Genomic DNA, 21,558 nt, shown 5'->3' on the forward strand with positions numbered 1-21,558 from the left:
CCCAAAGCGCGGCCGCAGCCCGGGGCCTGCTCGCCCAGCATCCGGACATTGCGGTCATTTTTTTGGACGTGGTCATGGAGACCGAGCAGGCCGGACTCGATCTGGTGCGCTACGTGCGCGACGAGCTGGGCAACTCTCAAGTGCGCATCATCCTGCGGACCGGGCAGCCTGGACGGGCCCCGGAGCGTTCCGTGGTCCTCGACTACGATATCAACGACTACAAGCAAAAAGCGGAGCTCAGCGAGCTCAAGCTCATGACCTCGCTCACCGCGGCCTTGCGCGCCTACGAGCAGATGCAGACTCTGGCGTTGGCCCGGGACGGCATGGCCGCCTTGGCTCTGGGTACGAGCCGTATGCTCGCCCTGCGCACCGAGGCCCAATTTGCTGCCGCGGCCTTGGATACGGTGCAGAGTGTGGCTGAGGCCGCGGCGTGCCGGGTGTGCGCCATGGTAGGGCGTGTGGGCGCCCATGGGGTGGAGCCCATCGTGGCAAGCAACGGGGTGACCGGGCCGTGGCTCGAGCAGGCCAGCACCCGTCTGGCGGCGTGCGCGGGCGCCTTTGCGGTGGAAGAGGCGTGGTTCGTGGCCCGATTTGTGGACGGGGGCGTGGCCGTGGTGGCGGAGTTCTCCGCGCCCGTGTCCCCGGTGGTGCGCCAGGTTTTGGATACCCTTGCCCTGCAGCTTGCCCTGGCCTTGGACAACGTGTTTTTGCACCGGGAAGTCACCGAAACCCAGGGGGAGATCATCGCCACCCTGGGGGATGTGGTGGAGACCCGCTCCAAAGAAACCGCCTATCATGTGCGTTCGGTGGCGGAATGCGCGGCGCTTTTGGCGGCCAAGGCCGGTCTTGGCGAAGAGGTGGTGGACTTGGTGCGCCGGGCGACTCCGCTCCACGACGTGGGCAAGATCGGCATCCCCGATGCCATCCTGCTCAAGCCCGGCCGCCTGTCGCCGGAGGAGTTTGCCGTCATCCAAGGCATACCTCCATCGGTCATGCCATTTTGGCCAAGTCGTCACGCCGCCTTTTGCGCGCGGCATCCATCATCGCCTTGGAACACCACGAACGTTGGGATGGAAGCGGCTACCCCCAAGGACTGGCGGGAGAGTCCATCCACATCTTCGGCCGGCTCACGGCCTTGGCGGATGTCTTCGACGCCTTGCTCAGCCCGCGGGTGTACAAACCCGCCTGGTCATTGGCGCAGACGCTGGAGTATTTGGCCGCGCAGCGCGGCCGCCAGTTCGATCCGTTCCTGGTGGACCTGCTTTTGGACGATGTGCCGGCGTTTTGCGCCCTGCGCGCGCGTCTTCAGAATGGCTCTTGACGGCTTGGGGTTCTGCGCATAAGAGCGGCTTCTCTTCCGCCAGGATAGCTCAGTTGGTAGAGCAGCTGATTCGTAATCAGCAGGCCGTGGGTTCAAGTCCCATTCCTGGCTCCACTGAACAATCGTGCCCCCTGGAGTGCTGCTCCAGGGGGCGTCGTTTTTGTCGTGGCCTCAAGGGCTTTCCAAGCGCGGCCCAACCTCGCGCGGAGGCCGGGCCGCATGCTGCCCACAGCGTGTCTGGTTACAAACAGCGGCCGGCTTGGAAGGCGGCGTGGTTCATCTGCCAGACCTCTGGCTTGGGGGCCACGCGGCGCAGGGCCTCCAGCCAGTAGTCCACCGGGAAGCTATTCCACGGCGCAAGCGTGGAGAGCACGCCGAGCATGACCACGTTGGCCGAGCGGCCGCTCACGTCGCCCAGGCGCAGGGCCTCGGCCTGGACGTCCACCCAGCGTACGGTAAAGGCCGAAAGTGCGGTCTCGATGCGTTCCCGCGAGGGATAGTCCTCAGGCTGCATGCCCCCGGGCAGGATAGTCGTGGGGGCGATGAGAATGGTGCCGCCCGGGGTGAGGAGATCCACAAAACCGGGGCGCAGCACTTCGGCCTGTTCCATGGCTACCAGACAGTGCACCGTGCCGGGCAAGGGGGCGGGACTCCAGGTGGTGCCGCAGGCAAAGGTGCTGATGACCGGCCCGCCCATCTGCGCCATGCCGTGGGTTTCGCCCTTGACGATGTTGGCGCCTTCGTAGCCCAGAAGGAAGGCCAGCTGGGTGAGGACCCGGCCGAAGAAGAGGTTCCCTTGGCCGCCCACCCCGCGCACCGCCACGGACAGGCGTTCGGGCAGCGGCGTGTAGGGGGAAAGCTCCCGGGCGGCCGGGGCTTCGGGGATCTCCACGCAACCGGTGCGCCCGCACGCCTCGGGGGTGTGGGCGGAGAGTGCGCCGGTAGGACACATCTGCGCGCAGGCCGGCACGTTGCCGGCACAACCCGAGCATTGCGGGGTCACCTGCGGCAGCCCCTCGGCGTCGGCAGTGAGTCCCGGGCAGATCTGGCACAGGCCGCAGCGCACGCAGGCTTTTGCATCCACGGTGACGCGGGTCTGCATGCGGTTTTTGGGGACCTTGCGGATACACATGCCGCGCACTACCAGTACGTGGAAGCCGCCGTCGGCAGCCCCTTGCAGTGCGTCTTGGAGCGCTTTTTCGATGCCTTTCTTGTCGTAGGCGTCCACGGTGTGCACCGTGGCGCCGTGGCCGCGCAGACTCGCTTCCAGATCGAAGACATTGGATTGTCCGGCCAGATTCACGGGTGAGGTGGGCGCGGGCTGACCGCCGGTCATGGCGGTCCAGCTGTTGTCGAGGATGACTTTGACGCCGGGGACGTGGCGGAACAGGGCGTTGCGGGTGGCATCCATACCGCTGTGGCACTCGGTGCTGTCGCCCAGGACGGAGAGGCAGCGGCCCGCGGCCTCGGGTTTGGCGAGTACGTACCCTGTGCGTTTGCCCTCGCTTGCGCCCATGGCCAGGACCGTGTCCATGGCGCCGAGGAAGTGGAGCAGGGTGTTGCAGCCGATGTCGCCGAACACGGCGTCGAGCTTCCCTTTGCGCCGCATCTTGCCCACGATGAGCCCAAAGAGGCGGTACGGGCAGCCTGGGCAGATGAGCGGCGGCCGGGGGACCGGCGCAATGGACACGCCGGCGCGGGGAAGATCCACCCCCAGCCGGGCGGCCACCGTGGCCGGGCTCCATTCGGTGGTGGGATCCGTGGGCGTTTTGCCGGATACGGCGATGCCGCGGCTTTGCAGGAGCTCCTCCAGGTAGCGCTGCCCGTCTTCCATGACGTGGATGGGGCCCTTCACCTGGGCAACGAAGGTTTCGATGCTCTTCCAGGGCAGGGGGTTGGTGAGGCCGAGAGCGAGCACATGGGGCTGGATGCCGAGGTGCTGGCAGGCCTCCTGCACGTGGAGGAGGTTCACCCCGTGGGTGATGACGCCGAGAGGCCGGTCCCCGGCAAGGCGCACAGGAGGCAGGATTTCCTCGGCCGCGGCCTCCAGGGCGGGCAGGCGTTCGGCCAGGATCCGGTCGTAGGCCACGCGGGCCTTGGCCGGCAGGGTGACGAAGGGCGGGAAGCCTTCGCTGAGTTCCGCCTTGGGCCGGGTGGCGGTGGGCATGAGGCGCACCAAGCCTTCACAATGGCACAGGGTGCCGCTCGCCAGAATGGCCACCGGCGTATGGAAGCGGCGGCTGATGTCCGCGGCGAGTCCGGCGGATTCGTGGAGCTCCTGGTGGGTGCGCGGTTCGAGGATGGGAATGCCGCAGCTGCGCAGCAGCGCCTTGGGGTCGAGGAGGTGTTGCGTGGAGCTCGGGGTGTAGTCCGAGGCGATGTAATAGATGAGGGCGCCGCGCGGCGCGCAGTAGAAGGCGCTGCTGGTGATGACGTCCGCGGCCTGGAAGAGGCCGGGGATCTTCATGGTCACTACGCAGTCGTTGCCCGCCAGGGTGTGGCCAAAGCCTACGGCCACGGCCACGGCCTCGTTGACGGACCAGCCGACGATCATGCGGTCCTGTACCTGGGAGAGCCCCCGGTCGATGACTTCGGTGCTCGGGGTGCCGGGGTAGCCGTCGGCGGCATGGATGCCGGCACGCACGCACCCCAGGGCGAAGGCGATATTGCCTTGCAGGACTACCGGGGTGCCGCTCGGTGCGTCGCAGAGATCGGAAAAAGTCATGGCTTCCTCATTGGGGGTTGGGGTTGCGTTGGACTTGGCGCACGAGGGTTTTCCAGCGGGCGGCCTCGGTCCAGGAAAAGCCTCCGGGCCGGCAGGGCCAGAGGGAGTTGTTGTGGGTGAGGGGTTCTTCGGCCAAGGGCCAGGGCGAGACGCGCTCCGCTCGGGCAAAGAGCGGCGTCCCCGGGATGGGGGAGTAGAACGCAAGTTCCACGGGGATGCCCAAGCGGCCTGCTTCGGCGATGGTGGCCGCGGTGGCGTCGTCGTCTTCGTCCGGCAGGCCAAAGAGCACGTAGGCGCGCACATGCCTTGCCTCAAACCCGGCCGCGTGCAGGGCGGCCACTGCCTGTCCCCATTCCTCAAGGGTGAGTTTGGCGTCAAGGCGGTGGTTGAAGTCCAGAGTCTCCAGGCCCAGGCGCAGGGTGCGCACCCCGCCGCGCCACAGGCGCCGGCAGACGTCAGGGGTCAGGGCGCGGACGTGCACGGCGTTGGGGGTATGCAGGGTCATGTGGTGTTCGGCGCACCAGGCAAGCGCCGACCAGAGCCAGGTTTCCGGGGCCACGAGCAGGGCGTCGTCGTAGAAGGCCACATGGCGGACCCCTTGGGCGTGTAGGCTCCTAAGGCGCTCGAGGACGAGACGTGCCGGCGCCTGGTGAAATCCCGGGGAAAGCAGTCGGCTTGCGCAGTAGGCGCAGGCAAAGGGACAGCCGCGGGAGCCGAGGAGCACACCGAAATCCGGGGCCGCGTAGAGCTCGTGGGCGAGGCGCAGTCCGGCATGGTCCGGGAGACTCGGGGCGGAAGCCCCCAAAAGCCGCCACAAGGCGGCCCAATTCTCCGGAGTTTCCAGGGGGCCGCAGATGCAGTGATCCGCCTCCAGGCGCCGGGCGTGTTCCGGGCAGAGGGTGGCATAGACGCCGCCCACCACCACCGGCACCCGGGGCCAAAGGCGTCGGCACAGGCGCACTGCTTCGTCCACACCCGGATACCAATAGGTCATGATGGAGGTGACGAGCACCAGGTCCGGAGGCGGGGAGAGGGCGGCCAGGGCCGCTTCCACCCGCGCCGGATCGTGGCCGTAGCGGCAAAACCGCCGGGGGACCTGGGCGAGGACCGCAGGCTTGGGGATCTCCGTCTTGGGATAAGGGCCACGACCATCAGGTCGGGGGCGGGGCCAGGGGATGTCAGCCCAGGTGCGCTCCAAGGTGTCCATGAGAGCCACCGAACAGCCGCATTGGGAGAGCATGGAGAGGGCGGCGAGCAGCCCTGCCGGTCGCGACCACAGGCCGTAGGCGGCAAAGTCGTGGATCCAGGGGTTGATGCCCAGGATGCGGGGGCTATTTGCCCTCGGGGAGGATGTCCAGGTAATCCTGGGCCACTTTGGCCTCTGGGGTGCCGGGATGGTCTTTGACGATGGCATGAAACTGGGCCTTGGCCTCGGCGGTCTTGCCTTGGCGGAGGATGTTTTCCCCAAGGGCGAGTTTGAGGGCCACGGCATTGAGGTTGGCGGCGAGTCCTTCCTCCAGGGTGGCCTGAGCGGCGGCGAGGTCTCCCTTGCCTTCCTGGATTTGTGCCAGGAGGAGATAGGCGGGCGTATAGAGCCAGTTGCGGCGGATGGCGAGCCGGGCCATGGCTTCGGCTTGGTCGGCTTGGCCGTGGCGTAGCAGCAGCCGGGCGAGGTTGGTGGCCGCCAGCTCCGGGGTGGCGTAGGTGAGGATGGCGATGGCCTTTTCGTAGGCCGCCTTGGCCTCCTCCCATTTGCCTTGTGCTTCGAGGACGCGGCCGAGGTTGTTCCAGCCTTCGCCGTATTCCGGGTCGATTTCCACGGTGCGGGCAAAGGCCTTGCGGGCGTCGTCCACCTGGTCCAGGGCAAAGTAGGCGAGCCCCAGGTCGAAGTGGTAGCGCTTGAGGCCTTCGGCCCGGTCCGCAATGGCCACGAGTTCCTGCATGGCCAGTTGGGGCTTGCGGTTGGCGATGTACGCCTCCGCGAGGTCCAGCCGTAAGGACACTTCCTTGGATCCGCTGCCCATATGGGCGCAGCTCGCAAGCATGAGCAGGGCGATGAGGAGGATGCGAGAGCAGACGGCGGGCATGGGTTCCTCCAGGGCTGGGAGGGAATCCCCTCCCAGCGGCTAGATGACTTTGTTCAGCGCATACTCGATGATGTCCTGGGCCCCGGCGGCAAGGAGCTTGGGGATGAGGTCGCGCACCTGGCGGCGCTCCACCACCGTCTCCACGGACAGCCAATCGGACTGGTAGAGGTGGGCCACCGTGGGCGCGTTCATGCTCGGCAAAACCCCCATGATGGCATCCACTTTGTCCGCGGGCGCGTTCATCTTCAAGGCCACCATGGTTTCGGCGCGCAAGGCCCCTTGGAGCAGGGTATTGAGGATCTCGATCTTGCGGCGCTTCCAGGGGTCCTCCCAGGCCTTCTTGTTGGCGATGAGCTGGGTGTTGGTCTGCAGGAGTTCGGCGATGATGCGCAGCCCATGGGCCTTGATGGTGGTGCCGGTCTCGGTGATCTCCACGATGGCGTCGGCGAGTCCCTCCACCACCTTGGCCTCGGTGGCGCCCCAGGAATATTCCACTTCCACCGGGATGCCGGCCTCGGCAAAGTAGCGGCGGGTAAAGCCTACGAATTCCGTGGCGATCTTTTTGCCGGCCAGGTCTTCCGGGCGGCGGTAGGGGGCGTCGCCGGCCACGGCGAGCACCCAGCGCGCGGGCCGGTTGCTGGCCTTGGAGTAGATGAGGTCCGCCACCACCACGACGTCGGACTCGTTTTCCAGGATCCAGTCCTTGCCGGTGAGCCCGGCGTCCAGCACTCCGGACTCCACGTAGCGGGCCATTTCCTGGGCCCGGCATAGGGCCAGGGAGAGTTCAGGGTCATCCACTTCCGGAAAGTAGTTGCGGTGGTGGGAGGTGATTTTCCATCCGGCCTTGGCAAAGAGTTTGACGGTGGCCTCTTCCAGGGAACCCTTGGGGATTCCCAGACGCAAGCGGGGTTCATCCATTATTTGTATACCTCCTTGGGATCGAAGATGACAGGAGAGCACGCACGCCACGAGCCATCGGGCAGGCGCTCGGTATAGAAACAGCTGCGGTGGCCGGTGTGGCAGGCGGCGCCGCCCACCTGCTCCACCACGAGCAAAACGGTATCGGCATCGCAGTCCAGGCGGATGGCGTGGACCTTTTGCACGTGTCCGGAAGTGCCGCCCTTATGCCAGAGCGTCTGGCGGCTGCGGCTGTAGTAGTGGGCCTGTCCGGTGGCGAGGGTGGCCTCCCAGGCGGCCTCGTTCATGTAGGCGAGCATGAGGACTTCGCCGGTATGGACGTCTTGAGCGATGGCCGGCACGAGGCCGCCACACTTGGCAAAATCAGGTTTGTGCATGGGCTGTTCCTTGAGTGGCGAGTTGTCCGCAGGCCGCGGCGATGTCTTGGCCTTTGCTTTTGCGCAGCGTCACGGTGAAGCCTTTGCGCCGCAAGAGGTCTTCAAAGGCGAGGACCGCGTCGGGGGCGGGGGCCTGGTAGACCGCGCCGGGCGTGGGATTGTAGGCGATGAGATTGATCTTGCATTTGAGGTGGGACAGCAGCCGCACCAAATCCCGGGCGTGGGCAAGAGTGTCGTTGACCCCGCCAAGGAGCAGATACTCGATGGTGATGCGCTCCCGGGGGCGCAGGGGGTAGCGGCGAAGCGCCGCCACGAGCTCGGTGATCTCCCAGTGCGCGGCTTTGGGCATGATGCGCGCCCGCAGTTCTTGGGTGGGGGCATGGAGCGAGATGGCCGGCAGGGCGAGGTCTTCTTCGGCGAGAAGCTCCAGCGTGCCGGGGATACCGCAGGTGGAAAGGGTCACGCGGCGGCGGGAGAAGTTCAGCCCCTCGGGATGCGTCAGGATGTGGAGGGCGCGGCGCACGTTGGGCCAATTGAGAAAGGGTTCCCCCATACCCATGAACACGAGGTTGGTGATGGGCTTTTGCGGGACGTTTTCCTCTGCCCAGAGGCGGGCGGCAAGCACCTGGGCGGCGATCTCGCCGCCGGTCAGGTTGCGCCGAAGCCCCATGGTCCCGGTGGCGCAGAAAGTGCAGGCCATGGGGCAGCCCACTTGGCAGGACAGGCATTGGGTGAAACGGTCGTCATCGGGGATGAGCACGGTTTCCACTTGGGCCCCGTCTTCCAGGGTGAGGAGAAATTTGACCGTGCCGTCCTGGCTTCGCTGGACTTGGGCGATGTGCGGCAAACGTGCGCTCGCCGTGGCGCTGAGTTCGGCGCGCAGGGCCTTGGCCAAGTTGGTCATGGCCGCAAAGTCCAGCTGGCCGCGGCGCCACAGCCATTGCCACAGCTGCCGTGCCCGAAACGGAGGATGCCCGCGTTCGCCAACGAAGTCCTCCAGTTCGGGGAGAGTGAAGCCCAGGAGATTCGGGGTGTCCATGGCCACTACAGGCGGTTGTGCTCCTTGTAGCGCAGGACGAATTGCACCGCCTCGTCCACGGTGGTGACATCGCCGGAGATTTGCGCCTGGAGCAGGCTGTCGCGGATGAGCCCCACCGCGGGGCCGGGCTTGATGCCGGCGATATCCATGATCTGCTTGCCGTTGAGCAGCGGTTCCAGCAGCTCTTCACGGATATCGGCCCGGTCGAGCATCTTCATATTGTGATTGAATTCGGTGTAGGCGCCGTCGCGGGCCTTGATGTTGGCGCGGGCGATCTCGATGAGCCGCGGGTACTCGTCCAGGGCCTTGAAGCGGCGGATGCCTTTGTCGGTGAGCATGAAATGAAAATGCATGTGGTGCCGCACCAAGTGGCAGATGAGGTCCACCTCGTCGGTGTTGAACCGCAGCCGTTTGAGGATCTTGCGGGCGACTTTGGCCCCCACCCGATGGTGTTGGTAGAAGGTGATGCGCTCGCCCACGCGTTCGCCGGTGTAGAGCTTGCCGCAGTCGTGGAAGAGGCACGCCAATGTGCCGTACCAGTCGTAGGGGAGTTCCTCGGGATAGTGGCGCATGACCGCCACCGTATGCTGCCACACGGACGTGCGGTCTTCGTCGTTGGTTTCGAAAATGCGCGACAAGGCGGCGAGCTCGGGCACCAGGCCGTGGAGGATCATGGTGTCGAAAAGCAGTTGGACGAAGCGCCACATGTTTTCCGCCTCCACCTTGCGCCATTCGTCCATGATGTCCGTGACCGAGACGTAGTCGAGCACGCGGCGGGAGGCGCGCACCAAGGCCATCCAGGTGTTGTCCTCGATGGGCAGGTGGTAGTTGGCGGCAAAGCGCAGGGCGCGGATGGCGCGCGAGTAGTCGTGCTTGAGGGTTTCGTCCGGGATGCCCTTGAGTTGCACCACTCCGCGATCCAGAGGTTCGAAGCCGTCGTAGGTGTCTCGGGGTTGCGGGATGTAGGGGCAGGCCACGGAAAGGGGGAATTCTTCGCATTCCTGCAGGGCGAGGATCATGCGCGGGGTGAGCTGCGCCACGCAGACCTCGGGATGCGAGGCGTCGAGGACGTCGGCGGCATAGAAGTGGAAGATGGATTCTCCCTGGGTGAGCGTGGCGAACATGGGGCCGTCGGCGGCTTTGATTTCGGGAAAGAGGCCGCGCAGGCCGTCTATGTCCAAATCCGTGCAGATATCCACGGTGGCGTCTTTGGAGTGGGCAAGGAGGCGCTCATGCAGGGCGGCGCCAATGACGTAGGCGTCGTAGCCGTTGCGCATGATGGTTTTGCACAGCGATGCAGCGTCTCGGATGGGTTGGGGCATGGGAAGGCTCCTTATGGGCGAACGAAGTCCCGGCTTACGGGCCGGAGAAAGAATCTTCGTCTTTTTCTGTGGTCTTGGTCAAGCGGTAGCGCAGCTGCCGAAAACTGATTCCTAAGAGTTCCGCGGCCTTGCCTTTGTGACCGCCGGTCTTGGCAAGGGCTTCGTGGAGGATCGAGCGCTCGTGCTCCAGGAGGTATTGATCGAGGTTGATCTGGCCGTTCCACAGGCGGGAGAGTTCCGGATCGTGGGCACGATGGGGGCAGGTCTCGTAAATAATAAGAGATTCTGGGTGGATGACTCGTCCGGTCTCCAGCGCCACGGCGCGCTCGACGATGTTTTCCAGCTCGCGCACGTTGCCGGGGTAGGTGTAGGAGAGGAGTTTGGCGCGGGCGCTTTCGGAAAAGGCCTCGATGGAGCGTTTTTGTTCGGCGCAGGCCCGGCGCAGGAAGTGCTCGGCCAGGGGAAGGATGTCTTCTTGGCGCTCCCGCAGCGGCGGGAGATGCACCCGCATGCCGCTCAAGCGGTAGTAGAGGTCTTCGCGCAGGGTCCCCTGGGCCACTTCCTCCTCCACCGGACGGTTGGTTGCGGCGATGATGCGCACGTCGGCGCTGCACTCTTCCGTGGATCCCAAGGGGAGGAAACGGCGTTCTTGGAGAAACCGCAAGAGTTTGACTTGGATGGCTGGCGTGAGTTCCGCCACTTCGTCGAGAAACAGGGTGCCGCCGTTTGCCATTTCCACCAGGCCTTTTTTGGAGCGATCGGCGCCGGTAAAGGCCCCTTTGCGGAAGCCGAAGAGTTCGCTCTCCACCAGGTGCTCCGGGAGGCCGCCGCAGTTGATGGCCAGAAACGGCCCGCCCCCCCGGGGGCTTTGGCGGTGGATGGTGCGGGCGATGAGCTCCTTGCCCGTGCCGGATTCGCCGGTGATGAGCACGGAAATGGGCGTGGGCGCGATGCGTTCGGCAAGGCGCAGCACGTGGCCCATGGCCGGGGAGTGGGCGATGACCGTGCCGTAGCGGTCGTGGAGCTCCCCTTTGAGCAGGGCGTTTTCCATCTCCAGGCGGGCGCTTTCCAGGGTGCGTTCCACGAGAAGCAGGAGTTCGTCCAGCTCGAAGGGTTTGGGGATGTAATCCCGGGCGCCGAGGCGGATGGCTTCCATGGCGCTTTTGGTGTCCGCATAGGCGGTGATCATGACCGTCGGCGTGGGCAGGCCGGCCTCGTGCATGCGCCGCAAGAGCTCCAGGCCGCTTTCCGTCCCCAGGCGCAGATCCACCAGGGCGAGGTCCACACTCTCCCGCTCCAGGGTCTTCCAGGCCGAGGCAATGTCCGCGGCCAGGCGCACCTGGTGGCGGGCGCGGGAGAGGGCGATTTCCAGCACCTCCCGCAGGCTGAGATCATCATCGACGATCAGGATGCGGGCCATGGCGTGCGGTGGAACAAGAGTTGGCCGCCGAGGAAGTGGGCGACGACCCGGCCAGGGAGTTCCATGCCTAGGGCCGGGGTATTGGTGCTCTTGGAGAGCATGGTTTGTCGGGACACGGTCCAGGAGGCGTCTTCCGCCAGAAGGAGGAAATTGGCGGGAGCGCCTTCCTCGATGCGTGCTTCCGGCAGGCGGAAGATGCGCGCCGGAGCCTCGGCCCAGAGACGCACGGCGTCGCTCCAGGAAAGCGCGTGCTCGCGCACCAAAAGGGTGGTGAGCGCCAGGGCCGTGTCCAGGCCGCTGATGCCGAAGGGCGCCTCATCGAAGGGGACGTCTTTTTCGTGGGCCGCGTGCGGGGCGTGGTCCGTGGCCAGGATGTCGATGACTCCGGTGCGCACGGCCTCGCGCAGGGCCAGGACATCGTCGGCGGTGCGCAGCGGCGGGTTCACCTTGGCGGCGGTGCGGTACCCCTCCACCATGGTCTCGTCCCACACCAGGTAGTGGGGACAGGTCTCGGCCGTGACCGGCACCCCTTTGGCCTTGGCTTGGGCAATGATCTCCACCGAGGCGCGGCAGCTGATGTGGGCCAGGTGGATGGGGATGTCGAGATAGCTCGCCAAGAGGACATCCCGCGCCACCTGGATGGCCTCGCTGACGTCCGGGATGCCTTTGATCCCCAGGCGGCCGGAGAGCGCGCCTTCGTTCATGCCGCCGCCAGCGCCCAGCGCGGGGTCTTCGCAGTGGTCGACGACCATAAGTCCAAGGTCGGCGGCGTACTCCATGGCCCGGCGCAGGATCTCCGTGGAGGCCACGGGTTTTCCGTCGTTGGAGAGGGCCACGCATCCTGCCTCCGCCAGTTCGCCGGCAGGCGCCAGCTCTTGGCCGGCCAGGCCCTTGGTCAGGGCGCCGATGGGCCGAAGCCAGGGGCCGTGGGGGTGGCTCACACGGGCCCGCTCCAGCATGAAGGTGGTCACCGTGGCCGAATCGTTGACCGGGTTCGTGTTGGCCATGGCCATCACCTGGCCGAAGCCGCCCGCCAAGGCAGCGGCAAGGCCCGAGGCGATGTCTTCTTTGTATTCGAATCCAGGCTCCCGCAGGTGGACGTGGGCGTCGATGAGGCTCGGCAGCAGCCGCGCGCCGTGCGCCTCCAGGACGCGCGCATCCTCGGCCTGGAGACTTTCTGCCGGGGCGATGGCGGCGATGCGGTCTGCCTGGACGGCAAGATCTATGATCGCATCGCCCAGACGGGCATGGCGGATGATCCAGGTGAGCATGGAATTCTCCTTTAGGCTTTGCGGGTAAGAAGCAAGTGGAGCACGGCCATGCGCACGGCCACTCCCGCGGTCACTTGACCGAGGACGCGGCTGGCAGGGCCATCGGCCACAGAATCGGCGATTTCCACTCCCCGGTTCATGGGACCGGGGTGCAGGACCACGGCCCCCGGGGCCGCCTTGGCGAGCAGCGCACGCGACAGACCAAAGCGTCGGGCATATTCGGCAAGGTTCGGGAGAAGCCCTGCCTGCTGGCGTTCCAATTGGAGGCGCAGACACATGATGGCGTCCGCCCCGGCCACTGCCGCGCCAGGGTCGGTGTACACCTGGGCGGGCCAGCTGGCCACCCCTGGGGGTAGCAGGGTGCGGGGCCCGCAGAGGCGGACACGCACGCCCAGGCGGGAGAGGAGGTCCACGCCGGAGCGCGCCACCCGGCTATGGGCGATATCGCCGAGGATGCAGACGACCTTGCCGGCGAACGCCCCCTGCCAGGCCTGGCTCAGGGTGAAGGTGTCGAGCAGCGCCTGGGTGGGGTGGGCGTGCTGGCCGTCGCCGGCGTTGATGACCGCGCAGCGCAGTCGCTCGGCCAGGTACTGGGCCGCGCCGCTTGCCCGGTGCCGGATGACGATGGCGTCCGGCCGCATGGCCTCCAGAGTGAGGGCCGTGTCCTTGAGGCTTTCGCCTTTTTGCAGAGAGCTGGTGGAGGCGCTGATGCTGAAGCTGTCAGCGGACAGGCGCTTGACCGCAACGTCAAAGGAGACCTTGGTGCGGGTGGAGGGCTCGGCGAAGAAGAGGACGACGCTTTTGCCTTTGAGAATGGGCGCCTTCTTGACGGGGCGGGTGTTGATCTCGGCAAAGCGTTCGGCCGTACGCAAGAGAAAGAGCGCTTCCTCGGTGGTGAGCTGAGAGACGTCGAGTAAGTCTTTATGGGGCCATTGCATGGGGACCTCGCTGGGCTAGGACGAAAAAAAAGGGGCCCTCCACTTGCGGAAGGGCCCCGTTGGCTTGAAAAGTTCAGCGGATTTTCGAAGAATCATGGCACTGGGCGGATACTGGGTCCGGCGTTCCTCCGCAAAATTTTCTAGCCGAGAGAGACGTGGCCGTCCAGGACTTATATCCACCCCTCCTCCACCCCGTGGCAGGCCACGTGCGTGCCGGAGGGCAGGGCGTGGAGCCGGGGGATGTCCTGGCGGCAGCGCTCCCGGGCGTGGGGGCAGCGGCCGTGGAACACGCAGCCGGAAGGCAGGTGGATGGGCGTGGGCACGTCGCCGGTGAGTTTTACATGGGAAAAGCCTGTGGCGCCGATCTTGGGAATGGCGGAGATGAGGGCCTGGGTGTACGGGTGGCGTGGGGCCTGGAAGATTTCTTCGGCGTCCGCCAGCTCGCAGAGACATCCCAGGTACATCACTGCCACGCGGTTGGAGATATGGCGCACCACCGAGAGGTCGTGGCTGATGAAGAGGTAGGTCAGGCCGCGTTGTTCCTGAAGGTCCATGAGCAGATTGAGGATCTGCGCCTGAATGGACACGTCCAGGGCCGCGATGGGTTCATCGGCGACGATGAACTCCGGGTCCACGGCCAAGGCTCGGGCAATGGAGACTCGCTGGCGTTGGCCGCCGGAAAATTCGTGTGGAAAGCGGTCCCCCCAGTCGGGGTTGACGCCTACCTGTTCCATGACTTCTGCCGCCCGCTGTGCGGCCTCGTGCGCGGACAGATGCGGGTTGTGGAAGAGGATGGGCTCGGTGATGGTGTCGCGGATGCGCATGCGCGGGTTGAGGGAGGCGTACGGGTCCTGGAAGACCATCTGCATCTTGGTGCGGTACGGCCGCATGCGGTTTCGGGAGAGATTGTCGATGCGTTCGCCCCGGTAGCGGATTTCGCCGGAATTGGGCGGATAGAGGCGCATGACGGTGCGGGCCAAGGTCGATTTGCCGCATCCGGATTCTCCCACCACGCTGACGGTTTCCCCTTCATGGATGGAGAAGGAGACATTGTTGACCGCATGGACGATGGTGCGGCGTTGGGTGAGTTTGCCGTTCCGCCAGGAGATGCGGTCCAGAAAGCCGCCGGAAATATCGAAGTGTTTGACCACGTTATGGAGTTCTACCAGTACAGGTGTCTTCATGGCAGTGCTCCTTTTAGTCCACGAGATGGCAGGCCACTGCCGTGCCGTCGGCAAGAGGGTGCACGTGGGGGGGAGTCGTGCGGCAGATATCCGCGGCCTTGGGACAGCGGTTGTGGAAGGAGCACCCTGAAGGAATGCGAGAGAGCGTGGGCATTGTTCCGGGAATCTGGTTGAGCCGACCGCGGCGCGCGGCGTTTTGGGGCAGGGCGGCGAGGAGTCCTTGGGTGTAGGGATGCTTGGGGGCGCGGACGATGTTTTCGGTGGGGCCCATCTCCACGATGGCTCCGGCGTACATGACGGCAATTTTTTGGGTGACCTGGGAGACCACGGCCAGGTCATGGGTGATGAGCAGAAGCCCCATGTGCTCTGTTTCGCACAGGTGCAGCAAAAGCTCCATGATGTCCGCCTGGATGGTGACATCCAGGGCGGTGGTCGGCTCGTCGGCGATGATGAGCGACGGAGAGGTGAGCAGGGCGATGGCGATGACGATGCGCTGGCGCATGCCGCCGGAAAACTCATGCGGGTATTGGCGCAGGCGCTTTTCCGGCGAGGGGATGGCCACCTGGCGCAGTTTTTCCAGGGCCAAGGCCTCGGCTTCGGCCGTGCTCATGGGGAAGTGGGCCTGAAGGGTCTCCACCATCTGGGTGCCGATGGTCAGCACTGGATTCAGGGTCATCATGGGATCCTGAAAGATCATGGCGATGCGGTTGCCGCGGATTTGGCGCATCGCTTCCGGAGAGAGGGCTACCAGGTCTTGGCCTTCAAAGAGGATGGATCCGGAGGCGATATGTCCGGGTTTGCTCACCAGATTGAGCAGGGCAAAGCCGGTGACGGACTTGCCGGCCCCGGATTCGCCCACTAAGCCCATACGCTCGCCCTTGGCGAGGTCGAAGCTGACGTGGCGCACGGCAGGAAGAGGGCCGGTGCGGAGCTTGAAATCGACGCACAGGTCACGGACTTGGAGGAGTGCCGAGGATTCGTGGTTCATGGGGGACGCAGGTTATCCTTTGTAGATCTTGGGGTTGAGGTAATCGCGCAGCCAGTCGCCCAAAAGATTGATGGCGAGGATGAGAATCACCAGGGCGATGCCTGGAAAGAGGGTGATCCACCACGAACCGCTGAAAATGTAGTCAAAGCCAGCCTTGATGAGGGAGCCCAGGCTCGGCCGGGTCACGGGCATGCCGAGGCCGATGAAGGACAAGGCCGCTTCGGACATGATGGCGTTGGCGACCTGCACGGTGGAGATCACCAAAACCGGGGTCATGGTGTTGGGCAGAATGTGGCGCCACATGATGCGGCTGGTGGACAGCCCCGCCACGCGCGCCGCCTCCACATATTCTTTCTTCTTTTCCGCAAGGACCGAGGCCCGTACGGTGCGGGCGTATTGCGGCCACTCCGCTACGCCGATGATGACGATAAGCAGGGGAATGGCCAGGCGCTCATAGGTGCCCATGCCAAAGGCGGACTGAAAGATGGCGCCGAAGAAGATGGCCACCATGTAGGTGGAGAAGGAGAGCTGGACATCCGTGAGCCGCATGAGGAAGGCGTCGAGTTTTTTTCCGAAATATCCCGAAGCCATCCCCACGAGGATCCCCAGGGCCGCCTGGAGCACCACGGCGCCGATGCCGATCATGAGCGAAACCCGCATGCCGTAGAGCATGGTGGAGAGCATGTCGCGGCCTTGGGTATCGGTGCCGAGCAGAAAGCGTGCGTCTCCGTCGGGCATCCAAATAGGGGGAATTTCGCTGTCTAAGATGTCCACGGTGGAGGGATCATAGGGGTTGTACGGCGCAATCCACGGAGCGCCCAGGCTTGCGATAAGGAGCACCAGGAGGACAACCGCGCTGGCCACGGCCAAGGGGTCCTGGAGAAAGGAATGGACGAGAAGAGATCGTCGCAGCCGTTGCCACCAGCCCATTATTTCCTCCCCGCGATACGGACCATGGGATTGACCACGCCGTAGATGAGATCCACCACCGTGTTCACCACCACGAAGACGAAGCCGACGAACACCATATAGGCGACGGTCAGTGAGGTGTCGGCGCGGTTGATGGATTCGATGAACATGGAGCCCATGCCCTGCCAATTGAACACGGTTTCCGTGAGGATGGTGAAGGCGATCATGGTGCCCAGCTGCACACCGCCCACGGTGATGACCGGAAGCAGGGTGTTCTTGAAGGCGTGCACCAAGAGGATGCGTCGTTCGCGCAAGCCTTTGGCGCGGGCGAATTTGATGTATTCAGCCTCCAGCACCTCTTTCATCTCCGCCCGGATGAGGCGGATGAAAAGCGGCAGCATGATGGAGGATAGGGCAATGCTCGGCAAGATGAGGTGGAGCAGCCCGTCCGTGGTGACCAGCCCCGACTGCCAGCCGGGAAAGATCTCCACCAGTTCTCCGCGCCCGTAAGCGGGCAGCCAGCCGAGTTGCACCGAGAAGACGTAGATGAGCAAAATGGCCGTCAAAAACACCGGAATGGAGACTCCGACGATGGACGCCCCCATGCATATCCGTGAGAGCCAACTGGTGGGTTTGACCGCGGCGTAGATGCCAATGGGCACGGAAAAGACGATGACGATGATGGACGCGACGAACACCAACTCCAAGGTGGCGGGTGCCTTGCTCAGGATGACTTCCATGGCCGGGCGCTTGAAGTAGAACGAGTTGCCCAGGTCTCCATGGACGGCGTTTTTGACGAAGCGCGCCCACTGCACCAAGAAGGGGTCGTTGAGCCCCAGTTGCTGGCGCAGGGCTTCCCGTTCGGTTTCGGAGACCGAAATGCCCGTGAGCTCACGAATGGGGTCCCCTACGGACTGTTTGATGCTGAAGCCCAAGATGCTGATGACCAGCATCACGAGCATTGCTTGAACAATACGGCGGATGGCGAAAGCAAACATAGTGGTGGTATGGAGGGCCTGGGCGCAACACCCCAGGCCCCGAGTGTCGCAAAGTTGGGGTTATTCCATGATGAGGTCCCCAAAATAGGGGAAGTTCATCACGTTGACGATCTTGTCGGCGTTTTTGAGCTTGGGCGAGCAGGCCCAGGAGAGCATCTGCCAATGCAGCGGGATGAAGGCCGCGTCGTTGTAGAGGATGGTTTCCACTTCCTGGAGCATCTTGGCGCGCTTTTCCAGGTCGGTTTCCTTGTTGGCGGCCATGGTCAGCTCATCCACTTTGGGGTTGCAGTAGTTGGCGGAATTGTACTGGCCTTTGCCGGTTTCCTTGTTGGGACACATGTTGAGGTACTCGAAGAAGTTGGCGGAGTCTTCCGTGTCCGAGTGCCAACCGATCATCTGGATGTCCGCCACCTGGGCATCGAACTGGTCCCAATACTGGGCCTTGGGCATGGTCTTGAGCTCCACTTTGATGCCGATTTTGGCGAGCATCCCCACGACGGCCTCGGCGATCTTCTCGTCGTTCACGTAGCGGTTGTTGGGAGCGATCATGGAGACCGTGAAGCCCTTCTCATACCCAGCTTCCTTCATGAGGGCCTTGGCTTTTTCCAGATCGTAGCGCGGGGTGAGGGCCGGGTTGTGGCCGGCATAGCCTTCTGGCGAGTTCTGGCCTGCGGCCTTGGCGCGGCCTTTCATGATCCGTTTGACGATACCCTCGTTGTTGATGGCCAGGTTGAGGGCGGTGCGCACCCGCACATCCTGGAACTCCGGCCGGCGTTTCATATTGGCCTGCAGGGTGATGACGCGCGTGCCGTCCATGGTAATGAGTTTGGCGTCTTTGGCGTTGTCGATGCGGTCGTAGTCCTGGGGCGGCACCGGGGAGATGAAATCCACATCTCCTGCCAAGAGCGCGGCCACGCGGGTGGCGTCTTCCGGGATGGGGGTCAGAATGATTTCGTCGATGTTGCCGCTGTTTTTGTCCCAGTAGTCGGCGAAGCGTTTGAGGATCCACTTCTGCCCAGGCTCGCGCAGGGCCACGGTGAAGGGGCCGGTGCCGGACTCGTGCTCATTGGCAAAGGACCAGTCGGTCTTGACGATGGCGTCTTTGGGTTTACCTTTCTCATCTGTGCCCGTGTAGAACTTGGAGTCCATGGGGAAGATGTAGGTGGCCATGTTGAGGAGCAGTCCGTAGGGCTCCCGGGTGGAGATGTCTACCGTGTACTTGTCCACCGCCTTGGCCGAGAATCCGTCAAAAAGACCTTTGAAGTCGGTGCTCCGGAGGAGTCGATTCAGCGTCCAGACCACGTCCTCGGCGGTGAGTTCGTTGCCCGAGTGGAACTTGACCCCGTGGCGCAGATGAAACCGCATGGTCAAATCATCGATGCGCTCCCATTTTTCCGCCAGGCGTGGCTCGAACTGCATGTCCTGGGTCCAGCGCACCAAGGGGTCGAAGACCAAGTGCGAGTACTGGAGCATGCCGCCGGACAGCTGCACATGGGGATCCATGGATACCGGGTCCGCGTCCAGGGCCAGCCGGAGCACTTTGGGTGCGGCCATGGCCGGCGATACGGCAAGAAGCATCGCCGCCAACAGCAAAAGGGGGAACCGTCGCATAGGGAACCTCCTGCAAGGGGTTATTGTGTGGGGCGGCCCATCCGCCCCGTCCAGCCGGCAAAGCGGAGGGGAATTACCCAAATTGCGCCGTCAAGGCAACCATGGCATGCTTTGGCATGCTTTGGTGAGGATGGCCCATTGGAGCCGCTGAGCGCGTGAGATCGTCATCAACCATTGAGGAGTGTATGTATGTACGCAGTCGCTGTGAATGGGAGCCCTCGGAAGGGGGGAAACACGGAAACCTTGTTGCGCCATGTGCTCGAACCTTTGGCCGAGGCCGGCTGGGAGACTGAGCTGATCCAGGTGGGCGGGCAGAAGATCCGCGGGTGTCAGGCCTGCTACCAATGCTTTGAACGCAAAGACGGCACTTGTGCCTTCCAGAACGACGCCTTTGCCGAGATCATGCCCAAGCTCTTGCGCGCCGACGCCATGATCTTGGGATCGCCCACCTATTTTACCGATGTATCGGCGGAGATGAAGGCCCTCATCGACCGCGCCGGCTTGGTGGCTATTGCCAACGATCGTGCCTTCAAGGGCAAGATCGGTGCCGCGGTGGTGGCGGTGCGTCGTGGCGGCGGCACGCACGTTTACGACACCATCAACCATATGTTCCTGATGAACCAGGTGATCGTGCCCGGGTCCTCCTATTGGAACTTGGGCTATGGCCGCAACAAGGGCGAGGTCCTCTCCGACGCCGAAGGCCTGGCCAACATGCGCAACCTCGGCCAGGTCATCGCCTGGCTTGGGGCGGCCATTGCCCCCCATCGGGAGCAGTTCCCGGTGCTGAAGCCCTAGCTGGCATCGGACTTCCGCCCCCGCTTGGGGGCGGAACGGTTCGGGCCGTTCTCTCTCGTCGCAACGTCCGTTTTTCCGCAAGGGTTGGTGAAGGCGTGCGGAAAGCGGGAAGTCAAGCGTCCGCCTGGATAGCAATGACGCCAAGGCCGTGGGGGCAGGGGGCCAAACTTGCCGGGAGGGTATCCGCAGCGGGGATCCCTCTCCGGGGCAGGCGTGGGAATTGCCTAACCCCGGCACGCCTCAGGGGTCGCCAGACGCTGCAGGTACTGACCGTAGGCGTTTTTCTGCAGCGGCTTGGCGAGGGCGCGCAGGGCCTCGGTGTCGATCCAGCCGTGGCGCCAGGCGATCTCTTCCGGGCAGGCGATCTTGAGCCCTTGGCGGCGCTCCATGGTGGCCACGAACTGCGAGGCATCGAGCATGCTTTCGAAGGTGCCGGTATCGAGCCAGGCATATCCTCGGCCCATGAGCTCCACGCGCAGCTGGTGGTCCTCAAGGTAGAGGCGGTTGAGGTCCGTGATCTCCAGTTCGCCGCGGGCCGATGGCTGGAGGGTCCGGGCGCGCCTTGGGGCGGTTTCGTCGTAGAAATAGAGGCCGGTGACCGCGTAGTTGGACTTGGGGCAGGCGGGCTTTTCCTCCAGGCTGAGGACTTGCCCTTCGCCGTCGAATTCCACCACGCCGTAGCGGTGCGGGTCGTGCACGTGGTAGGCGAAGACCGTGGCCCCGTCGGTCTGCGCCATGGCCCGGGCAAGCAGGCGCTGCATGTCGTGGCCGTAGAAGATGTTGTCGCCCAGGATGAGGACGCAGGGGCTGCCTGCAAGGAAGTCTTCGGCGAGGATGAGGGCCTGGGCCAGACCGTCCGGGGAGGGTTGGACCGTATAGCTGAGGTGGATGCCCCATTGGGTTCCGTCGCCAAGGAGCTTTTGGAAGCGAGGGGTGTCCTCGGGCGTGGAGATGATGAGGATCTCTCGCACTCCTGCCAGCATGAGGGTGGAGAGTGGGTAGTAGATCATGGGTTTGTCGTACACCGGCAGGAGTTGCTTGGAGACCGCAAGGGTCGCGGGGTAGAGCCGGGTGCCGGATCCGCCGGCCAGGATGATGCCTTTGCGCATGGGGCCCTCACGAGGTTGGTGGGTTTTTGCTCGCCAGGTGGAGCATGAGGCGTTTGGACCAGAACTGGCATTTTTCCATGTCTTCGCGCAGGGCGGCGATGGCCTCGCGCAGCTCGCGCTCCAAAAAGTGGATGCGTTCTCCTTGGCGGGCGAGTTCGTGCGCCAGGGATTGGACGCGGGCTTCGAGGTCGTGGGCCGGAGCAGGGAGCTGTTCCTGGGCAAAGGACGTGGGGCGCTGCTCCAGGGCCGCGGCCAGACGTTCCATGACGCGGGCTTGGGTGTGGATGAGGTCGGTGAGCAGGCGGCGCTCTTCGGTGGCCTCTGCGGCCGGAGCGATCACCGCAGGGGGCAGGCTTGTCGATGCAGGCAGGAGGGCCACGAGTGCGGCCTCGGCCTCGGGGGGAAAGCGCAGGGCCCTGCCTACACGCTGGTGTGGGATGCGGTCGCCGTGGCGCTTGAGGAGGCGCCGCAGTCGCCGTTCACTGATGCCCAGTCGCTCGGCCAATTGTCGGGGCGAGAGGCCGTCCATGGTGCCCTCCTTGCTGG

At 64.5% G+C, this 21,558-nt stretch carries 19 protein-coding genes, 1 tRNA gene and 1 pseudogene; 4 read left to right on the forward strand and 17 right to left on the reverse strand.

Annotation, left to right across the window (positions count from 1 at the left end; translation table 11 throughout):
* Nucleotides 1–446: 446 nt before the first annotated feature.
* The 3 genes and pseudogenes from BR00_RS06105 to BR00_RS06115 all read left to right on the forward strand — a co-directional run.
* Nucleotides 447–881, forward strand: a pseudogene (locus tag BR00_RS06105) (hypothetical protein); the annotation flags it as partial.
* On the forward strand, nucleotides 815–1,321 hold the full coding sequence (locus BR00_RS06110) for an HD-GYP domain-containing protein (RefSeq protein ID WP_496476934.1): 507 nt from the start codon (nucleotides 815–817) through the stop codon (nucleotides 1,319–1,321). The pseudogene BR00_RS06105 and the gene BR00_RS06110, both read left to right, overlap by 67 nt.
* 38 nt (nucleotides 1,322–1,359) lie before the next feature.
* Nucleotides 1,360–1,435, forward strand: a tRNA-Thr gene (locus BR00_RS06115).
* Between the two features lie 127 nt (nucleotides 1,436–1,562).
* Here BR00_RS06115 and BR00_RS06120 read toward each other — a convergent pair.
* The 15 genes from BR00_RS06120 to BR00_RS06190 form a co-directional block, all read right to left on the reverse strand.
* Complete coding sequence (locus BR00_RS06120; RefSeq protein ID WP_496476706.1) at nucleotides 1,563–4,046, reverse strand: 2-oxoacid:acceptor oxidoreductase family protein; 2,484 nt, start codon at nucleotides 4,044–4,046, stop codon at nucleotides 1,563–1,565.
* Between the two features lie 7 nt (nucleotides 4,047–4,053).
* Nucleotides 4,054–5,460, reverse strand: a complete 1,407-nt coding sequence (locus tag BR00_RS06125; protein ID WP_496476707.1) for a B12-binding domain-containing radical SAM protein — start codon at nucleotides 5,458–5,460, stop codon at nucleotides 4,054–4,056.
* A complete protein-coding gene (locus BR00_RS06130) occupies nucleotides 5,378–6,133 on the reverse strand; it encodes a tetratricopeptide repeat protein (RefSeq protein WP_496476708.1) in 756 nt (251 codons plus the stop codon). Before BR00_RS06130 ends, BR00_RS06125 begins: the two co-directional genes overlap by 83 nt.
* Nucleotides 6,134–6,172: 39 nt before the next feature.
* Nucleotides 6,173–7,051, reverse strand: a complete 879-nt coding sequence (gene hisG, locus BR00_RS06135; RefSeq protein WP_496476709.1) for an ATP phosphoribosyltransferase — start codon at nucleotides 7,049–7,051, stop codon at nucleotides 6,173–6,175.
* A complete protein-coding gene (hisI, locus tag BR00_RS06140) occupies nucleotides 7,051–7,428 on the reverse strand; it encodes a phosphoribosyl-AMP cyclohydrolase (RefSeq protein ID WP_496476710.1) in 378 nt (125 codons plus the stop codon). The genes hisG and hisI overlap by 1 nt, the downstream gene beginning before the upstream one ends.
* The gene (gene rlmN / locus BR00_RS06145; RefSeq protein ID WP_496476711.1) at nucleotides 7,415–8,467 is read right to left on the reverse strand and encodes a dual-specificity RNA methyltransferase RlmN; all 1,053 of its coding nucleotides are present in this window, start codon (nucleotides 8,465–8,467) and stop codon (nucleotides 7,415–7,417) included. The genes hisI and rlmN overlap by 14 nt, the downstream gene beginning before the upstream one ends.
* A gap of 5 nt (nucleotides 8,468–8,472) precedes the next feature.
* On the reverse strand, nucleotides 8,473–9,789 hold the full coding sequence (locus BR00_RS06150) for an HD domain-containing protein (RefSeq protein ID WP_496476712.1): 1,317 nt from the start codon (nucleotides 9,787–9,789) through the stop codon (nucleotides 8,473–8,475).
* 34 nt (nucleotides 9,790–9,823) lie between these two features.
* Nucleotides 9,824–11,209: a sigma-54-dependent transcriptional regulator gene (locus BR00_RS06155; protein WP_496476713.1), complete on the reverse strand. Its 1,386-nt coding sequence runs from the start codon at nucleotides 11,207–11,209 to the stop codon at nucleotides 9,824–9,826.
* On the reverse strand, nucleotides 11,194–12,480 hold the full coding sequence (locus BR00_RS06160) for a dihydroorotase (RefSeq protein ID WP_496476714.1): 1,287 nt from the start codon (nucleotides 12,478–12,480) through the stop codon (nucleotides 11,194–11,196). Before BR00_RS06160 ends, BR00_RS06155 begins: the two co-directional genes overlap by 16 nt.
* Before the next feature lie 11 nt (nucleotides 12,481–12,491).
* Complete coding sequence (locus tag BR00_RS06165; protein ID WP_496476715.1) at nucleotides 12,492–13,418, reverse strand: aspartate carbamoyltransferase catalytic subunit; 927 nt, start codon at nucleotides 13,416–13,418, stop codon at nucleotides 12,492–12,494.
* Nucleotides 13,419–13,588: 170 nt separating this feature from the next.
* Complete coding sequence (locus BR00_RS06170) at nucleotides 13,589–14,602, reverse strand: ABC transporter ATP-binding protein (protein WP_496476716.1); 1,014 nt, start codon at nucleotides 14,600–14,602, stop codon at nucleotides 13,589–13,591.
* Nucleotides 14,603–14,615: 13 nt separating this feature from the next.
* The gene (locus BR00_RS06175) at nucleotides 14,616–15,590 is read right to left on the reverse strand and encodes an ABC transporter ATP-binding protein (protein ID WP_496476717.1); all 975 of its coding nucleotides are present in this window, start codon (nucleotides 15,588–15,590) and stop codon (nucleotides 14,616–14,618) included.
* A gap of 12 nt (nucleotides 15,591–15,602) precedes the next feature.
* Nucleotides 15,603–16,520, reverse strand: a complete 918-nt coding sequence (locus tag BR00_RS06180) for an ABC transporter permease (protein ID WP_496476718.1) — start codon at nucleotides 16,518–16,520, stop codon at nucleotides 15,603–15,605.
* Nucleotides 16,520–17,497: an ABC transporter permease gene (locus BR00_RS06185; protein ID WP_496476719.1), complete on the reverse strand. Its 978-nt coding sequence runs from the start codon at nucleotides 17,495–17,497 to the stop codon at nucleotides 16,520–16,522. Before BR00_RS06185 ends, BR00_RS06180 begins: the two co-directional genes overlap by 1 nt.
* A 60-nt stretch (nucleotides 17,498–17,557) precedes the next feature.
* Nucleotides 17,558–19,108: an ABC transporter substrate-binding protein gene (locus BR00_RS06190; RefSeq protein WP_496476720.1), complete on the reverse strand. Its 1,551-nt coding sequence runs from the start codon at nucleotides 19,106–19,108 to the stop codon at nucleotides 17,558–17,560.
* Nucleotides 19,109–19,297: 189 nt separating this feature from the next.
* On the opposite strand from BR00_RS06190, the gene BR00_RS06195 reads away from it, so the two are divergent.
* Nucleotides 19,298–19,903, forward strand: a complete 606-nt coding sequence (locus tag BR00_RS06195) for a flavodoxin family protein (RefSeq protein WP_496476721.1) — start codon at nucleotides 19,298–19,300, stop codon at nucleotides 19,901–19,903.
* Nucleotides 19,904–20,127: 224 nt separating this feature from the next.
* Here BR00_RS06195 and rfbA read toward each other — a convergent pair whose 3' ends face one another.
* Together rfbA and BR00_RS06205 are read right to left on the reverse strand one after the other, a co-directional pair.
* The gene (gene rfbA, locus BR00_RS06200) at nucleotides 20,128–21,012 is read right to left on the reverse strand and encodes a glucose-1-phosphate thymidylyltransferase RfbA (protein WP_496476722.1); all 885 of its coding nucleotides are present in this window, start codon (nucleotides 21,010–21,012) and stop codon (nucleotides 20,128–20,130) included.
* A 7-nt stretch (nucleotides 21,013–21,019) separates the two neighbouring features.
* Nucleotides 21,020–21,541 (reverse strand): helix-turn-helix domain-containing protein, encoded by a 522-nt coding sequence (locus BR00_RS06205; RefSeq protein ID WP_496476723.1) that lies wholly within the window; start codon nucleotides 21,539–21,541, stop codon nucleotides 21,020–21,022.
* Between the last annotated feature and the right edge of the window lie 17 nt (nucleotides 21,542–21,558).

The organism is Thermodesulfomicrobium thermophilum DSM 16697 (assembly GCF_059568695.1).

Bases quoted from the DNA above. Each gene is read 5' to 3' on its own strand.
- BR00_RS06160 (WP_496476714.1), bottom strand. From the start codon at position 12,480: ATGCTCACCTGGATCATCCGCCATGCCCGTCTGGGCGATGCGATCATA.
- BR00_RS06205 (WP_496476723.1), bottom strand. From the start codon at position 21,541: ATGGACGGCCTCTCGCCCCGACAATTGGCCGAGCGACTGGGCATCAGT.
- BR00_RS06170 (WP_496476716.1), bottom strand. From the start codon at position 14,602: ATGAAGACACCTGTACTGGTAGAACTCCATAACGTGGTCAAACACTTC.
- BR00_RS06150 (WP_496476712.1), bottom strand. From the start codon at position 9,789: ATGCCCCAACCCATCCGAGACGCTGCATCGCTGTGCAAAACCATCATG.
- BR00_RS06130 (WP_496476708.1), bottom strand. From the start codon at position 6,133: ATGCCCGCCGTCTGCTCTCGCATCCTCCTCATCGCCCTGCTCATGCTT.
- hisG (WP_496476709.1), bottom strand. From the start codon at position 7,051: ATGGATGAACCCCGCTTGCGTCTGGGAATCCCCAAGGGTTCCCTGGAA.
- BR00_RS06165 (WP_496476715.1), bottom strand. From the start codon at position 13,418: ATGCAATGGCCCCATAAAGACTTACTCGACGTCTCTCAGCTCACCACC.
- hisI (WP_496476710.1), bottom strand. From the start codon at position 7,428: ATGCACAAACCTGATTTTGCCAAGTGTGGCGGCCTCGTGCCGGCCATC.
- BR00_RS06175 (WP_496476717.1), bottom strand. From the start codon at position 15,590: ATGAACCACGAATCCTCGGCACTCCTCCAAGTCCGTGACCTGTGCGTC.
- BR00_RS06180 (WP_496476718.1), bottom strand. From the start codon at position 16,520: ATGGGCTGGTGGCAACGGCTGCGACGATCTCTTCTCGTCCATTCCTTT.
- BR00_RS06195 (WP_496476721.1), top strand. From the start codon at position 19,298: ATGTACGCAGTCGCTGTGAATGGGAGCCCTCGGAAGGGGGGAAACACG.
- BR00_RS06155 (WP_496476713.1), bottom strand. From the start codon at position 11,209: ATGGCCCGCATCCTGATCGTCGATGATGATCTCAGCCTGCGGGAGGTG.
- rlmN (WP_496476711.1), bottom strand. From the start codon at position 8,467: ATGGACACCCCGAATCTCCTGGGCTTCACTCTCCCCGAACTGGAGGAC.
- BR00_RS06185 (WP_496476719.1), bottom strand. From the start codon at position 17,497: ATGTTTGCTTTCGCCATCCGCCGTATTGTTCAAGCAATGCTCGTGATG.
- BR00_RS06190 (WP_496476720.1), bottom strand. From the start codon at position 19,108: ATGCGACGGTTCCCCCTTTTGCTGTTGGCGGCGATGCTTCTTGCCGTA.
- rfbA (WP_496476722.1), bottom strand. From the start codon at position 21,012: ATGCGCAAAGGCATCATCCTGGCCGGCGGATCCGGCACCCGGCTCTAC.
- BR00_RS06125 (WP_496476707.1), bottom strand. From the start codon at position 5,460: ATGCCATCGTCAAAGACCATCCCGGCACCCCAGAGGCCAAAGTGGCCC.
- BR00_RS06110 (WP_496476934.1), top strand. From the start codon at position 815: ATGCGCGGCGCTTTTGGCGGCCAAGGCCGGTCTTGGCGAAGAGGTGGT.
- BR00_RS06120 (WP_496476706.1), bottom strand. From the start codon at position 4,046: ATGACTTTTTCCGATCTCTGCGACGCACCGAGCGGCACCCCGGTAGTC.